General features: G+C 54.9%; 13 protein-coding genes and 1 tRNA gene. 8 read left to right on the top strand and 6 right to left on the bottom strand.

Annotated elements, in window-relative coordinates:
• The first annotated feature begins 66 nt into the window (after window positions 1-66).
• The 7 genes from ABR39_RS17545 (at window position 67) to ABR39_RS17515 (ending at window position 8,276) form a co-directional block, all read left to right on the top strand.
• A complete protein-coding gene (locus ABR39_RS17545; protein WP_047347961.1) occupies window positions 67-1,707 on the top strand; it encodes an ATP-binding protein in 1,641 nt (546 codons plus the stop codon).
• Window positions 1,691-2,386, top strand: a complete 696-nt coding sequence (locus ABR39_RS17540) for a response regulator (protein ID WP_047347960.1) — start codon at window positions 1,691-1,693, stop codon at window positions 2,384-2,386. The genes ABR39_RS17545 and ABR39_RS17540 overlap by 17 nt, the downstream gene beginning before the upstream one ends.
• Window positions 2,387-2,554: 168 nt before the next feature.
• On the top strand, window positions 2,555-3,643 hold the full coding sequence (locus ABR39_RS17535; protein ID WP_047347959.1) for an ABC transporter substrate-binding protein: 1,089 nt from the start codon (window positions 2,555-2,557) through the stop codon (window positions 3,641-3,643).
• An 80-nt stretch (window positions 3,644-3,723) separates the two neighbouring features.
• Window positions 3,724-5,493 (top strand): ABC transporter permease, encoded by a 1,770-nt coding sequence (locus tag ABR39_RS17530; protein ID WP_047347958.1) that lies wholly within the window; start codon window positions 3,724-3,726, stop codon window positions 5,491-5,493.
• On the top strand, window positions 5,486-6,556 hold the full coding sequence (locus tag ABR39_RS17525; protein ID WP_047347957.1) for an ABC transporter ATP-binding protein: 1,071 nt from the start codon (window positions 5,486-5,488) through the stop codon (window positions 6,554-6,556). The genes ABR39_RS17530 and ABR39_RS17525 overlap by 8 nt, the downstream gene beginning before the upstream one ends.
• Before the next feature lie 404 nt (window positions 6,557-6,960).
• Window positions 6,961-7,794 (top strand): winged helix-turn-helix domain-containing protein, encoded by an 834-nt coding sequence (locus ABR39_RS17520; protein ID WP_047347956.1) that lies wholly within the window; start codon window positions 6,961-6,963, stop codon window positions 7,792-7,794.
• Window positions 7,794-8,276, top strand: a complete 483-nt coding sequence (locus tag ABR39_RS17515; protein ID WP_047347955.1) for a hypothetical protein — start codon at window positions 7,794-7,796, stop codon at window positions 8,274-8,276. Before ABR39_RS17520 ends, ABR39_RS17515 begins: the two co-directional genes overlap by 1 nt.
• Before the next feature lie 345 nt (window positions 8,277-8,621).
• Here the strand turns inward: ABR39_RS17515 and ABR39_RS17510 are convergent, their stop codons facing one another.
• The 3 genes from ABR39_RS17510 to actS all read right to left on the bottom strand — a co-directional run bounded on the left by ABR39_RS17510 (window position 8,622) and on the right by actS (window position 9,809).
• Window positions 8,622-8,840 carry a hypothetical protein gene (locus ABR39_RS17510; RefSeq protein ID WP_047347954.1) on the bottom strand — a complete coding sequence of 73 codons (219 nt, stop codon included), beginning with the start codon at window positions 8,838-8,840 and terminating at the stop codon, window positions 8,622-8,624.
• A gap of 71 nt (window positions 8,841-8,911) precedes the next feature.
• Window positions 8,912-8,985 (bottom strand) — tRNA-Gly (locus ABR39_RS17505).
• An 80-nt stretch (window positions 8,986-9,065) separates the two neighbouring features.
• The gene (gene actS / locus ABR39_RS17500) at window positions 9,066-9,809 is read right to left on the bottom strand and encodes an amidase activator ActS (RefSeq protein WP_047347953.1); all 744 of its coding nucleotides are present in this window, start codon (window positions 9,807-9,809) and stop codon (window positions 9,066-9,068) included.
• 164 nt (window positions 9,810-9,973) lie between these two features.
• On the opposite strand from actS, the gene idi reads away from it, so the two are divergent.
• Entirely contained in the window at window positions 9,974-10,516 is a 543-nt protein-coding gene (idi, locus tag ABR39_RS17495) for an isopentenyl-diphosphate Delta-isomerase (RefSeq protein ID WP_047347952.1), read from the top strand.
• A gap of 36 nt (window positions 10,517-10,552) precedes the next feature.
• Here idi and lysS read toward each other — a convergent pair whose 3' ends face one another.
• The 3 genes from lysS to recJ form a co-directional block, all read right to left on the bottom strand.
• Window positions 10,553-12,070 (bottom strand): lysine--tRNA ligase, encoded by a 1,518-nt coding sequence (gene lysS / locus ABR39_RS17490; protein WP_023309094.1) that lies wholly within the window; start codon window positions 12,068-12,070, stop codon window positions 10,553-10,555.
• A 9-nt stretch (window positions 12,071-12,079) separates the two neighbouring features.
• A protein-coding gene (gene prfB / locus ABR39_RS17485; protein ID WP_096151315.1) for a peptide chain release factor 2 occupies window positions 12,080-13,178 on the bottom strand; the annotation gives its coding sequence in 2 pieces (ribosomal slippage) (window positions 12,080-13,102 and window positions 13,104-13,178; 1,098 coding nt in all).
• Between the two features lie 90 nt (window positions 13,179-13,268).
• On the bottom strand, window positions 13,269-15,002 hold the full coding sequence (recJ, locus tag ABR39_RS17480; protein ID WP_047347951.1) for a single-stranded-DNA-specific exonuclease RecJ: 1,734 nt from the start codon (window positions 15,000-15,002) through the stop codon (window positions 13,269-13,271).
• Window positions 15,003-15,004: the final 2 nt, after the last annotated feature.

Here is a 15,004-nt window from a genome sequence, read left to right as displayed (position 1 = left end):
TTGCGTCCGCTATGAGCCCATGTCAGGCTCCGCAAATGTGTCACTTATAAAGCTATCGCAGGTTGAATGAAACGCAGACTCTCTTTTCAGGTAAAGCTATTTTTAGCGCTGGTGTGCTTCTCTTGCCTGCTGTTAGTTCTGCTGGGAACGATCCTGTTTCATTTTATTGACCGGCAGCTTCATCACGATCTCGGCCAGCGCGCCCGGGTTCAGGCTAGCCAGATCGCGCTGATGCCGGGCCTGGCGGCCATGGTAGCGGCCAGAGATATTCCGGGGATAGCCCGGTTAATTCAGCCGCTGCGCGCCGAAAGCGATGCCAGCTATATTGTGATTGGCGATACGCGCGAGCAGCACCTTTATCACTCGGAATCTCCGGAGCGCATTAATTTACCGATGATCGGCGGGGATAACGCGGAGGTGTTAAAAGGCAAAACCATTATCTCCGTACGTCAGGGCGGAATTGGCGTGTCGCTGCGCAGCAAAGCCCCGATATTTAACGCGCAGCATCAGGTAATTGGCATTGTCTCGGTCGGCTATCTGACGTCGTATATTGCCAATATTAACGCCCGCATACTCTGGCAGTCCGGGCTGTACGGCATTGCGCTTCTGCTACTGCTGTTTATTTTCTCCTGGCTGTTTACCCGCAATCTCAAAAAACAGATGTTCCGGCTTGAGCCAAAAGATATCGCTCAGCTGGTGTTGCAGCAAAGGGCGCTATTAGAAGCCATGTACGAAGGGGTATTTGCCGTCAATCAGGAGAAGCAACTGATTCTAATAAACCGCGCCGCGCGAGAGATGCTGGATATTCGGCAAAGTGAGAATGACCTTATCGGCAAACCGCTGGAAGACGTTCTGCAGACGTCGCCGGGGTTTTTATCCCAGCGCTACGCCTCGGTGAGCAGTGGCAGCCACGACCAGATTGCCGTGCTGAACCAGCGGGAGGTGATCGTCAACCGCGTCGCGATTGAGGTCGAGCCCGGCGTTGAAAGCGGCTGGGTGTATAGCTTTCGCGACAAAAACGACATTAACACGCTCAGCAGCCAGCTTAGTCAGATCAAGCGCTATGCGGATAACCTGCGCATTATGCGCCACGAACAGCTGAACTGGACCGCCACGCTGGTGGGGCTGCTGCAGATGAAACACTATGACGAGGCGATCCGCTACATTCAGGTGCAGTCAGAAGGCGCGCAGCGCGTGCTGGATTTTGTCTCTGCCCGCTTTGTCTCCCCCGCGCTGTGCGGGCTGCTGCTCGGAAAATACGTCAGCGCGCGTGAAAAAGGCATTGAGCTGCTGTTTGATCCCGCCTGCCAGCTTATCCGCATGCCTGCTGCGCTCAATGAAACGGAGCTGATGTCGGTTATCGGTAATTTGCTGGATAACGCCGTGGATGCGACCCTCAACGCACCGGTCCCCGCGCCGGTAGAACTCTACATTTCTGACCGTAACCAGGAGCTGCTGATCGAGGTGGCCGACCGGGGCTGCGGGGTGGAGGATGCGATGAAGCCGCATATTTTCCGCCAGGGATTTAGCAGCAAGCCAGAAAGTGAAAACGACATTGTGGGTACCGAGCACGGTATTGGCCTGTTTCTGGTGGCAGGATATATCGATAAGGCCGGCGGCAGCATTGAGATTGCCGACAACACGCCACAAGGGACTATTTTTTCTGTGTTTATTCCGAATGGGCTAAAGCATGACCCGAGCACTTGATGTTGTGATCGTTGAGGATGAGCCGCACCTGGCGGAGCTGCATCGCGAGTATATCGAGCAGAATTTTCATTTACGCGTGGTGGGCATCGCCGCGTCAATCGAACAGGCGCACAGCCTGATCCGCCAATATCAGCCGCGGCTTATCCTACTGGATAACTATCTCCCGGACGGCAAGGGAGTGGAATTAATCGATAATCCGCTGCTGAAAAGCTATGAATGCTCGGTGATCTTCATCACCGCCGCCAGCGATATGCAGACCTGCAGCCACGCCATGCGCAGCGGCGCGTTTGACTATCTGATTAAGCCCGTCTTTTTCCAGCGTCTGCACGCCTCGCTGGAGCGGTTTATGCGCTTCATCCACACCGTGCAGCAGGTGAAGGTGGTCGATCAGCATGCGCTGGATCGCCTGTTTAACCTGCCTGCCGCGGAGTCCTCGCTTACGCCGTCGACGAAGGGCATTGAGCCCCAGACGCTGGAGCGGATTAAACGCCTGTTCGCCGATCGTCCCGACAGTGCGATGTCGGTTGAAGAGGTGGTGGAAAGCGTGGGGATCAGCAAAACCACGGGGCGTCGCTATCTTGAATACTGCGTGGAGAGCGGGTTAATTTGCGTCGAAATGCTGTATGGCAATATTGGTCATCCGCGAAGGTTATACCGCAAAACCCCCGATAAACCGTAATCTGCAACCGTTCGTAGGCTAACGTTCGCGGATTTTATGGTGTTAATTGCTGAAACGACGGCGACAATCACACTTCGGAACCATTATCCGCTCCCCCCTATTGTGGGCGGAGCGCACTGCGCTATGTTGACAATTAGTTCCTCAAATGTAACTAAAAGGTTAACTATAATGTCGAACACATTCCGAATTTCTCTGATTACCGCTACCGTACTGTTCTCTGCTTCTGCACTGTCTGCCCTGCCGCAGGGTTATCCTGCCGAGTATCAAAAGGTTGTCGATGCCGCGACAAAAGAGGGCAAGGTTGTCATTTACTCCACCACCGACATCAAAGCTGCCGGGCCGCTGATCCAGGGCTTCGAAAAAACCTACCCGGGCATTAAAGTTGAATACAACGATATGAACAGCACCGAGCTGTACAACCGTTTCATCAGCGAACAGGCCTCCGGCGGCGTGAGCGGCGACGTGGTCTGGAGCTCCTCTATGGACACCGGCCTGAAGCTCGCCACCGACTACGCCATGGAGTACAAATCTCCGGAGCAAAGTCAGCTGCCGAAATGGGCGGTCTGGAAAGATAAGGCCTACGGCACCACCTATGAGCCGGTGGTCTTTATCTACAACAAGCGCCTGATCCCGGCCGGTGACGTACCGGATTCTCACGCCGCGCTGGCGAAGCTGATTGCCAGCCAGACGGACAAATTCAAGAACAAAGTCACCACCTACGACATCGAAAAGTCGGGTCTGGGCTTTATGCTCTCGGTCCAGGATCACAATGCCGATCCTAATTACTTTAAAACCCTGGCCGACGTCGCCAAAGGTGGCTTATCGGTGCAGTCGTCTACCGGTACCATGATGGAGCGCGTCTCCTCCGGGGAAAACCTGATCGGCTTTAATATCCTCGGTTCTTATGCGGAAGCGCGTGCGAAGAACGATCCGTCGCTCGGCATTTCCTATCCAAAAGATTACACCCTGGTGCTGTCGCGCGTGTCGTTCATCAGCCAGCAATCGCAAAACAGCAATGCGGCAAAACTGTGGCTGGACTATGTGCTGTCTGAACATGGGCAAAGCATTCTCGCCAATCAGGCGGACATTCCCTCCATTCGTAACGATATCGAAGGGAAAAATGATATCGACGGCCTGACCAAAATCCTCGGCAACGCGCTGAAGCCGATCCCGGTTGATGAAACGCTGCTGGACTACCTGCAGCCGAAAAAACGCCTGGAGTACATCAAAGAGTGGCGTACCGCCGCAGGCAAATAAGCGTCTGAGCGCGGCGCAGGCCGCCGCGCTCCCTTATCGACCGAGTTCATTTATCTGGGCTGCAATACCAGGGATACCCCATGAACACATTACGCAGAAAGTGGCAAAGCCTGCCGCGAGGCATCGTCGTGCTGATAACCGCCCTGGTTATCTACACGCCGCTGTCGTTTATCGTGATCCAGAGCTTCCTGTCCGCCCCGTTCTTTTCTCCGTCAAAAGAGTGGAGCTTTGAATCATTTGATTTTATTTTCACTGACCCTGATTTTTATAAGGCCCTGAAAAGCGGCTTTATTCTGGCTTTCGGGCTGGTCTTTATCTCTATCCCGCTGGGCGGCGTGCTGGCCTTCCTGATGGTGCGTACCGACCTGCCCGGTCGCCGGTTGATTGAGCCGCTGATCCTGGTCCCAATTTTCGTGTCACCGATGGTGCTGGGCTTCGGCTACGTGGTGGCCGCCGGTCCGGTGGGCTTTCTCTCCCAGTGGGCTGAGGCGCTGATTGGCTTTGTGCCGTGGAATATCTACGACATGTCGAGCATTGTGGTCATTGCCGGCCTGACGCACGTGCCGCACGCCTATCTGTATATCTCGTCAGCGCTGCGCAGCGTGGGCTCCGATGTGGAAGAGGCCGCGCGTACCGCGGGAGCCTCTCCCTGGCAGGTAATGTCCTCCGTCAGCCTGCCGATGGTACGCCCGTCCATTCTGTACGCCACCGTGCTGCTGTTCTTCCTCGGGCTGGAGGTGTTCGGCCTGATGCTGGTGCTCGGCGACCCGGAAGGCAATATGGTGCTGGCGACCTATCTCTATAAGCTGACGAACAAGATGGGTACCCCTTCCTATAACCTGATGGCGGCGGTTGCCGTGGTGCTGATCTGCATCACCATCCCTCTGGTGATGCTCCAGCGTCGCCTGATGCGCACCGCCAACCGCTTCGTCACCATGAAGGGGAAGGCTTCTCAGGCACGCGCGCTACCGCTGGGCAAATGGCGCTGGGTGGCTGGCGGAGTGATTGCCTTCTGGCTCACCGTGACCATCGGCGTTCCGCTGCTCGGCGTGGTGCTGCGCGCGTTTATCTCCAACTGGGGCGTGGGCGTTTCGCTGTGGGATGAACTTTCGCTGAACACCTTCCGCACCATCTGGTCCCAGCCCAACCTGCTGCGCGCCATCGTCAACTCCATGGCGATTGGGGTAATTGGCGGCGCGCTGGCCGTGGTGTGCTACCTGTTTGTCGGCATTGCCATGCACCGCAAGCCGGACAACACCACGCGTTTCCTCGACTACAGCGTGCTGGTGCCGCGCGCCGTGCCCGGCCTGCTGGCGGGTCTGGCGTTCCTGTGGGTGTTCCTGTTCCTGCCGATGTGGCTCGATAACGCGCTGAAATCCGGCTGGCTTTCCGGCTTTGCCTGGTCCGACTGGATGCGCGAAAACCTCATCGTCTGGCTGCGCTCGCTTCGCAGCACTATTTTCAGCGTCTGGCTGGCCTATACCGTGGTGTGGATGGCTTACGGCCTGAGGCTTATCTCTTCCACGCTGTTACAGGTGGCGCCGGAGCTTGAAGAGGCGGCGCGCAGCACCGGGGCGACGCGCGGGCAGATCACCCGCCACGTCACCATTCCGCTCTCCCGCTACGGTCTGATCGGTTCGTGGCTGCTGATGTTCCTGATCTTTGAGCGCGAATACTCAACGGGTGTGTACCTGCTTTCACCCGGCACGGAAACCATCGGCTCGATGCTGGTTTCCCTCTGGGCGGCGGGTGCCATCGATATCGTGGCGGCGCTCTCTTTCATTAACATCCTGCTGGTCGTGGTAGGTCTGGGCATTGCCCTTCGTTTCGGAGTCAAAATACATGATTGAATTAGCGGTTGACGATCTGCACTTAACCTACGGCGACAATCCTGTTTTAAAAGGTGTCTCCATGAACCTGAAGCGCGGCGAAGTGGTCTCCCTGCTGGGCCCCTCCGGCAGCGGCAAAACCACCCTGCTGCGCGCCGTCGCGGGCCTGGAAAAACCGACCCAGGGGTCGATTGTCATTGGTAAAAATAAAGTTTACGACGGTACGCCGCGCAGCGAGGTCCCGGCGGAAGAGCGTAACCTGGGGCTGGTGTTCCAGTCCTATGCCCTGTGGCCGCACAAAACCGTTTTTGAAAACGTGGCCTATCCGCTCAAGCTGCGCAAAGTCCCGGCCAAAGAGATCCAGCAGCGCGTGCAGGACGTGCTGGACCAGCTTGGTCTGGGCCATCTTGGCAAACGTCACCCGCACCAGCTCTCCGGTGGGCAGCAGCAGCGCGTAGCGATTGGCCGGGCGCTGGTCTACAACCCGCCGGTGATTTTGCTGGACGAACCGCTTTCAAACCTCGACGCCAAGCTGCGCGAAGAGGCCCGCGTGTTCCTGCGCGAGCTGATTATCAAGCTCGGGCTATCGGCGCTGATGGTGACGCACGACCAGAACGAAGCGATGTCCATTTCTGACCGCATCCTGCTACTGAACAACGGCAAAATTGAGCAACAGGGCACGCCGCAGGAGATGTACGGATCGCCAAAAACGCTGTTTACCGCCGAGTTTATGGGCAGCAACAACCGCCTGCACGGCAAAGTCACCGAAGTGCGCGACGGCAGAGCGCGTATCGAAGGAAAAGGCTGGGTGCTGTGGGGCCAGGCCGGTGAAGGGGTGCAGAGCGGTGATGAAGCCACGGCGGTGATCCGCGTCGAGCGCGTGGCGGTGGTCGAGGGGCCTGGGGAAAATCAGCTTGAGCTGCCGCTGCTCACCAGCATGTATCTCGGCGACCGCTGGGAGTACCTGTTCCGCACGGTGGGAGATGATTTTGTCATCCGCGCGTATGGGCATGAGGTTCGCGACCCGCAGCACTGCCATCTTTCGCTGCCTGAGAAGCATGTGTGGGTGTTCCCTAAAAACTGATAATAAAGGCTGCGTAATGCAGCCTTTTTATTCTTCACATTTTAATTCAGCAAACAGCACGACCCTGTTAAAATATTTAAATAGCGAGAGCCTTTAAAATAAAATCACAGAATTAACATTAATGCCATTTAATACCCTTCGCACTATTTCATATTATATTATGTCCTTCTCTTCCGTCGTTCCGGTGCGCTTGCAGCCTCTATTTATTACAGCCAGGGCATACGCAGCCCTTCCCTGTAGAAGCAGGTTGCGAATGACCTTATTGAAAGATATTCTGAAAAGAGGACTAAAAAACTACGCTAAAACATGTTTTGAGACGCTTACGCACGGCTTTGACAATGTAAACTTTGAGGATATAATTCTTAAATAATGTGAAATCCTCTTTTCGAGACGGTAACTGATATATGTTCTGGATAATTAACGACAGGATAAAGTTCCATCCAGAAAAAAACACGTTAGCCTCAGTAAGCAAACCCGAGCTGAGCGTAATCATTACCGCCCCGGCCAGCCGTTGCTTAACACTATTACTGGAATCCTGGCCCAACGTCGTTACGCAAAAAGAATTATTCACCTTTGTGTGGGCTGAAGACGGCATGCTCGTTCCGACAAATACGCTTTATCAGAACATATCTATCATTCGTCGCGGGCTTCGCACCGTCGGAGAAGCCGACGAAACGCTCGTGTCCACGGTGCCACGCAAGGGTTTCCAGATTGACAGCAGCGTTAAGGTGACCAGAGTCGCTACCGAAGAAGAGCCGCCGGAACAGCAGTTTGTCGACCCGTCACCGGGTGAAGCATTAATACCTGAGCCTGAAATGACGGCGAATGCATTACCTGCATCCGTAGCAAAGGCAGGGACAGGCACAGTAAACAGGAAATGGGTGCAAAACTCGCGCATTGCCCTTCTGCTATTGCTTTCCTTTGGCCTTGGTTTATCCATGTTCCATCTGCCGTGGACGCCACATTCAGAAAGGGATTTTTTTAACGACTATACCATCATAAGAAATGAGAATGAGTGCCATTTTGTCTCTCAAAATGATGACATCAAAAAAACGGGCGGTTTTACGAAAGCCAAAAACACGATCCTGCAGACCGGTCTGGATTGCAAAAAATACCCGTGGATTTACTTCCTCTCTTCCAGTACTGCCCCTGCACTTTCGGCATTAATTTGCAGAGAACCTTTTGAAACCTCAGAAAACTCACGGTGCGTCACGCTCTATTTTCGGTGGAAAAACTAGTGACTAAAAAAACGATTGCCCTCGCCTGCCTGCTGCTTTTTGTCTCAGGCTTATTCATCTCATGGCTATTGCATCTGTGGGCAGAAAAGAGGCAAAACTCTGAGATCTGTTCAGCATCCATTGTTCTCTATCACAACAATGTTCGTGCCAACGTGACGCTTGATTTCATTTACTCGCTTGAAACACAAACCGGCGTGGTATCAATAAACGGGACTTATGCTCAGGATGATACGGTTAAGGGGGTAATTCGCCGGGACGTGTCCTATACCTGGACTGAAAACAAAGACGCCCTTCATTTTTACTCGGTAAAAGTGAATAAAATATTTAACGATAATTCCGTCTCTGATGAGGATCTGGCTGAAGTGCTTCCAGATTTTTACGTATACCCAGAGAAAAGTATTACCTATACCGTCCTGCCGCAGGGGAAGAACAGCTTCCTGTTTACTGTAGGAAAGCGCCCCGTGTTTCTCTGCTACCGCTGAATCACGCTTTCTGAAAGCGTTCTTATTCCGCAAACCAACATGTCCACACCATCCAGGCCAGCAAAGACGTACGCTGGCTTATCTCATTGAATTAAAAATCTTAAATCGCGTCGGGCATTTTGCAATTTAAATTCATGCAGAATAAAAGAACCTAAATACTGGTGATTGAAATAAAGAACTCAACTAATCACTTCGCAATAGTCATCAACAATCTTAAATGAAATGCATTTAATACTATCAAAAAGAAACTTTATTATCCGACCCTGTCTGATATTTCTTATAAATTTTTCCAGGCAATACTACACCCGGAACAGCCTATCCTTACTTAAAACCAGGAAGAAAATGCTATGAAAAAAAGTTATTGCTCTGGTAACGGTGTTTACCAGTAGGGATATTGAACAGGCTATGGGCGTTACGGCCTTTAAACAGACGTGCCGACCGATCGCCAGAACGCTGACCCAGATAGAGACCTATGGCGTTCTCGGTCGCGACCTCTCCCCAGGCCTGGCGGCGAGCAATGGTTGATTTCCCGGTGCCGGGTAGACCGCCAAAGACCAGTAACATAGTTATCTCGTTGTGGAATGCTGAGACTGCTGATTGATTCTGGGAATAATTGAGTGTAGTAAGCGTGAAGCTGGAGCGGGCGAAGGGAATCGAACCCTCGTATAGAGCTTGGGAAGCTCTCGTTCTACCATTGAACTACGCCCGCTTTGAGGTGCGTAAGGCATTATAGACCTTACGCCTCTTCATACAAGCCTCTTCACAACTAACCGGCGATTAAATAATCACTTAGCACTTCGGCTTGCTGCCGGGCGCAGGAAGATAACGCTGCGGATCGATGGCCGTCGCTTTATAGCGAATCTGGAAGTGCAGCTTCACCGAGTCCGTGCCCGTACTGCCCATAGTGGCAATCTTCTGCCCTGCTTTGACGTTCTGCCCGTTGTTGACCAGCATCGTGTCGTTGTGCGCATAGGCCGTGATGTAGTCTTCGCCATGCTTAATCATGATCAGGTTACCGTAGCCGCGTAGCTGGTTACCGACGTACACCACCTTCCCGGCACCGGAAGCATAAACCGGCGTACCGCGCGCGGCAGCGATATCAATACCTTTGTTACCGCCCTCAGACAGGGAGTACGGCAGCACCACTTTACCGCTGGCAGGCCAGATCCAGCAGCGTTGACCGACCGGCGGCCAGGATGACTGCGGCACCGCGTAAGACGGCGTCACCTTAGCGGTTTTGCCCTTCGAGGAGGATTTTTTGCCTGAGGACGATCCGCCGCTTACCTTCAGCTGCTGCCCCACCTCAATGGTGTAGGGCGGAGAGAGGTTATTCAGCCGCGCCAGGTCCTTCACGCTGGTCCCCGTTGCGCGCGAAATGCGGTACAGCGTATCCCCGCGCTTAACGGTATAGACCGAACCGGAATGGCTGCCCATATCCGACGATTTGCTTCCTGAACAGCCAGCCAGTAAAAGCGTCAGCGTCAGGCAAAAAATGGCGGTGATGGGGTTTCTCGTCAGGCTTCCTGCAAACAAAACAGATCCTCGGTCAGCGTGAATGGCGTTCTATGATACCAGCCCGAAGAGATAAGGGTCAGCCCTTTTCCGCTCCTGGAGACAAACCGTTCGTATAAGAATGCCGTATAATACTGCTCTGCTGATGGTGCAGAACCATCCGCATCGTTGGCACTGGAGCAGGAATGAGTATTCAAGAACACGTTATTTTGGTAAATGACCAGGGAATGGTGATTGGCACTCAGGAAAAGTACGCCGCGCACACGACCCAAACCCCTCTGCATCTGGCGTTCTCCTCCTGGCTGTTTAACGCCAGCGGTGAATGTCTGGTGACCCGGCGCGCGTTAAGCAAAAAAGCCTGGCCGGGCGTCTGGACGAACTCCGTCTGTGGTCACCCGCAATCGGGTGAAGCGACGGAAGAGGCCATTATCCGGCGCTGCCGCTTTGAGATCGGCGCTGAAATTACCGATATCACCCCCGTGGCATCCGAGTTTCGTTACCGGGAAACCGATCCTTCCGGGATCGTTGAAAACGAAATTTGCCCGGTATTCGCGGCCCGCATCACCAGCGAACTGCGGATTAATCACGATGAAGTGATGGCGTTTGAGTGGGTTACGCTGGAATCGTTATTCCGCGCCCTGGATGCCGCGCCCTGGAGCTTTAGCCCGTGGATGGTGCTGGAAGCGACGGCCGCGCGAGACGCCCTCAGAGCGTTCGCCGCGCAATAAAAAAGCCCCTTTCGGGGCTTTTTTCACATCTTAGTTTTATTTCACCGGGCGCATCGCCGGGAACAGGATCACGTCACGGATGGTGTGGCTGTTGGTGAACAGCATGACCATACGGTCGATACCAATACCCAGACCCGCCGTTGGCGGCAGACCGTGCTCCAGCGCGGTCACGTAGTCTTCGTCGAAGAACATCGCTTCGTCGTCGCCTGCCGCTTTCGCGTCAACCTGATCCTGGAAGCGCTGCGCCTGGTCTTCCGCGTCGTTCAACTCGCTAAAGCCGTTACCGATTTCACGGCCGCCGATGAAGAACTCAAAGCGATCGGTAATTTCCGGGTTCTCGTCATTACGACGCGCCAGCGGAGAGACTTCAGCCGGGTATTCGGTGATGAAGGTCGGCTGAATCAGGTGCGCTTCGGCCACTTCTTCGAAGATCTCGGTCACGATACGGCCCAGACCCCAGCTCTTCTCAACCTTGATACCGATGCTTTCGGCGATCGCTTTCGCAGAATCGAAGTTATCCAGATCGGCCATGTTGGTTTCCGGACGATATTTTTTGATCGCTTCGCGCATGGTCAGTTTTTCGAACGGCTTGCCGAAGTCGAAGACTTCTTCACCGTAAGGGACCTGCGTGGTGCCCAGAATATCCTGCGCCAGGGTACGGAACAGGGATTCGGTCAGCTCGATCAGATCTTTGTAATCCGCGTACGCCATATAGAGTTCCATCATGGTGAACTCTGGGTTATGACGAACGGAGATACCTTCGTTACGGAAGTTACGGTTGATCTCGAACACGCGATCGAAACCACCAACCACCAGACGCTTCAGGTACAGTTCCGGCGCGATACGCAGGTACATGTCCAGGTCCAGGGCGTTGTGATGGGTGATGAATGGACGCGCAGACGCGCCGCCAGGGATCACCTGCATCATCGGGGTTTCTACTTCCATAAAGTCGCGGTTAACCATGAACTGGCGAATACCGGCCATGATCTGGGAGCGAATTTTGAAGGTCTTGCGGGATTCATCATTAGAGATGAGATCCAGGTAGCGCTGACGATAGCGCGCTTCCTGATCCTGCAGGCCGTGGAATTTGTCCGGCAGCGGGCGCAGGGCTTTGGTCAGCAGACGCAGCTCAGTGCAGTGGATAGACAGTTCACCGGTTTTGGTTTTGAACAGCTTACCTTTCGCACCCAGGATATCGCCCAGGTCCCACTTCTTGAACTGCTCGTTGTAGATGCCTTCCGGCAGATCGTCACGGGAAACGTACAGCTGAATACGGCCGCCAACGTCCTGCAGAGTGACGAAGGAGGCTTTACCCATAATACGACGGGTCATCATGCGGCCAGCAACGGCCACTTCAACGTTCAGCGCTTCCAGCTCTTCGTTCTCTTTAGCGTCGAAGTCTGCGTGCAGTTGGTCTGAGGTGTGGTCACGACGAAAATCGTTCGGGAACGGCACGCCCTGCTCGCGCAGCGCTGCCAGCTTCTCGCGGCGGGTTTTCAGTTCGTTGTTAAGATCGACTACCGCGTCAGCGCCCTGTGCTTGTTGTTCAGACATGTTGGTTCCTCATAACCCTGCTTTCAAACTTGCTTCGATAAATTGGTCCAGGCTGCCGTCCAGCACCGCCTGCGTGTTGCGGGTTTCAACCCCGGTACGCAGGTCTTTGATGCGGGAGTCATCAAGGACGTAAGAACGGATCTGGCTGCCCCAACCGATGTCAGACTTGTTATCTTCCATCGCCTGTTTCTCAGCATTTTTCTTCTGCATCTCCAGCTCATAAAGCTTCGCTTTCATCTGCTTCATGGCCTGGTCTTTGTTCTTATGCTGGGAACGGTCGTTCTGGCATTGCGTTACCAGCCCGGTTGGAATGTGGGTAATACGCACCGCAGATTCCGTACGGTTAACGTGCTGACCACCCGCGCCGGATGCGCGGTAAACGTCGATACGCAGGTCCGCCGGGTTAATTTCGATATCAATATCTTCATCAACTTCCGGATAGACAAACGCGGAGCTGAAGGAAGTATGACGACGACCGCCTGAGTCGAACGGGCTCTTACGCACCAGGCGGTGAACGCCGGTTTCGGTACGCAGCCAGCCGTAGGCGTAGTCACCGATGATCTTGATGGTGACGGATTTCAGACCCGCAACTTCACCTTCAGACTCTTCGATAATTTCGGTTTTGAAGCCGCGCGCTTCAGCCCAACGCAGGTACATACGCGTCAGCATGCTGGCCCAGTCCTGCGCTTCGGTACCGCCAGAACCAGCCTGAATATCGAGATAGCAGTCAGCGCTGTCGTATTCGCCGGAGAACATACGACGGAATTCAAGCTGCGCCAGCTTCTCTTCCAGCACGTCGAGTTCTGCCACGGCTTCGTTAAAGGTTTCTTCGTCGTCGGCTTCGACGGCTAGCTCCAGCAAACCGGAAACATCTTCCAGCCCCTGAGCCATTTGATCCAGCGTATCTACGATAGCTTCGAGAGAGGAACGCTCTTTACCCAGCGCCTGTGCGCGTTCAGGTTCGTTCCAGACGTCCGGCTGTTCCAGCTCGGCGTTTACTTCTTCAAGACGCTCTTTCTTGGCATCGTAGTCAAAGATACCCCCTAAGAACGTCAGAGCGCTCCGTGAGGTCCTGAATACGGTTTTTTACCGGATTAATTTCAAACATGGTCTGTTTTCTTTTATGGACTTGTCAAAATGCGGTGATAAGAGCGGGATTGTACCGAATCCACGCCCTTTTTTATAGAGATTACTGCCGCTAAATTGGCCAGATATTGTCGATGATGATCTGAAGGGTGCGGTTACCGCGAAACTCGTTGATATCCAGTTTGTACGCCAGCTCGACCTCGCGCACGCCGTTGTCCGGCCATACCGCCGTGTCAACGTTGAAGGCAATGCCGTCCAGCAGCGGTCCACCGCCCACGGGCTCAACCATCACTTTCAGATGACGTTCGCCGACGATACGCTGCTGCAGCAGGCGGAAGCGGCCGTCGAACAACGGTTCTGGGAACATCTGCCCCCACGGACCGGCATCGCGCAGCATTTGCGCCACGTCCATCGTCATCTCAAGCGGTGAGAGCTCGCCGTCGGACACCACTTCTCCCTGCAACAGGGCCGGATCAATCCAGTCGGTCACTAGCTCACCAAACAGACGCTGAAACTCGTCGAATTTCGCCTCTTCCAGCGACAGGCCCGCCGCCATTGCATGGCCGCCGAACTTGATCATCAGACCCGGATACAGCGTATCGAGCCGCTCCAGCGCATCGCGCATGTGCAGCCCCTGAATCGAACGGCCAGAGCCTTTCAGCGTGCCGTCGCCTGCAGGGGCGAACGCAATCACCGGCCGGTGGAAGCGCTCTTTAATCCGCGAAGCCAGTATGCCGACCACGCCCTGGTGCCACTCAGGATGGTACATCGCCAGGCCACCCGGCAGCGTATCGCCGCTGCGCTCAAGCTTTTCGCACAGGGTCAGCGCTTCGGCCTGCATCCCCTGCTCAATCTCTTTACGTGTCTGGTTCAGAGCGTCCAGCTCGTTGGCCAGCACGCGTGCTTCACCAATGTTATCGCACAGCAGCAGCGCGACCCCAACGGACATATCGTCCAGCCTTCCGGCAGCGTTGAGACGCGGCCCGAGGGCAAAGCCGAGATCGCTTGCCGCCAGCTTGAGCGGATCGCGGTTGGCAATCTCCAGCAGCGCCTTGATCCCCGGACGGCACTTGCCCGCCCGAATGCGGCTTAAGCCCTGCCAGGTCAGGATACGGTTATTGGTATCGAGCGGGACCACGTCCGCTACGGTACCCAGCGCCACCAGGTCGAGATATTCGGCCAGGTTCGGCACGGCAATACCGCGAGAGTCGAACCAGCCCTTATCGCGTAACAGGGTACGCAACGCCAGCATCAGATAAAACGCCACGCCCACGCCCGCCAGTGATTTCGAGGGGAAATCGCAGTCGCGCAGGTTCGGGTTAATGATGGCTTCCGCATCCGGCAGCGTTTCGCCCGGCAGGTGGTGATCGGTGACCAGTACCGGGATCCCCAGCGCGTGAGCATGATCGACACCCGCATGGGATGAAATGCCGTTATCCACGGTCATGATCATCTGCGCACCGCGGGCGTGGGCCTGGTCGACCACCTCCGGGCTGAGGCCGTAGCCGTCTTCAAAACGGTTCGGCACCAGATAAGTGACGTTATCGCAGCCCAGCGCGCGCAGGCTAAGTACGCTCAGCGCGGTGCTGGTTGCGCCGTCGGCATCAAAATCCCCTACCACCACAATGCGCGTACCTTCACGCAGCGCGGTGTAGAGCATGTCGGTAGCTTTTTCGATACCGTTCAGCTGCTGCCAGGGAAGCATCCCTTTTACGCTGCGTTCAAGATCTTCAGCGGAACGCACGCCTCGGCTGGCGTAGAGCCGCTTCAGCAGCGCAGGGAGATCGTCCGGCAAATCAACCTGTTCAACCGCCTCGCGGCGGCGCAATTTTATGGGGGCTTTCACGC

Source organism: Enterobacter genomosp. O, assembly GCF_001022965.1.
Lineage (GTDB): Bacteria > Pseudomonadota > Gammaproteobacteria > Enterobacterales > Enterobacteriaceae > Enterobacter > Enterobacter cloacae_L.
The sequence above is the reverse complement of the archived record's forward strand: the minus strand, read 5'-3'. Positions and strand labels throughout refer to the sequence as shown.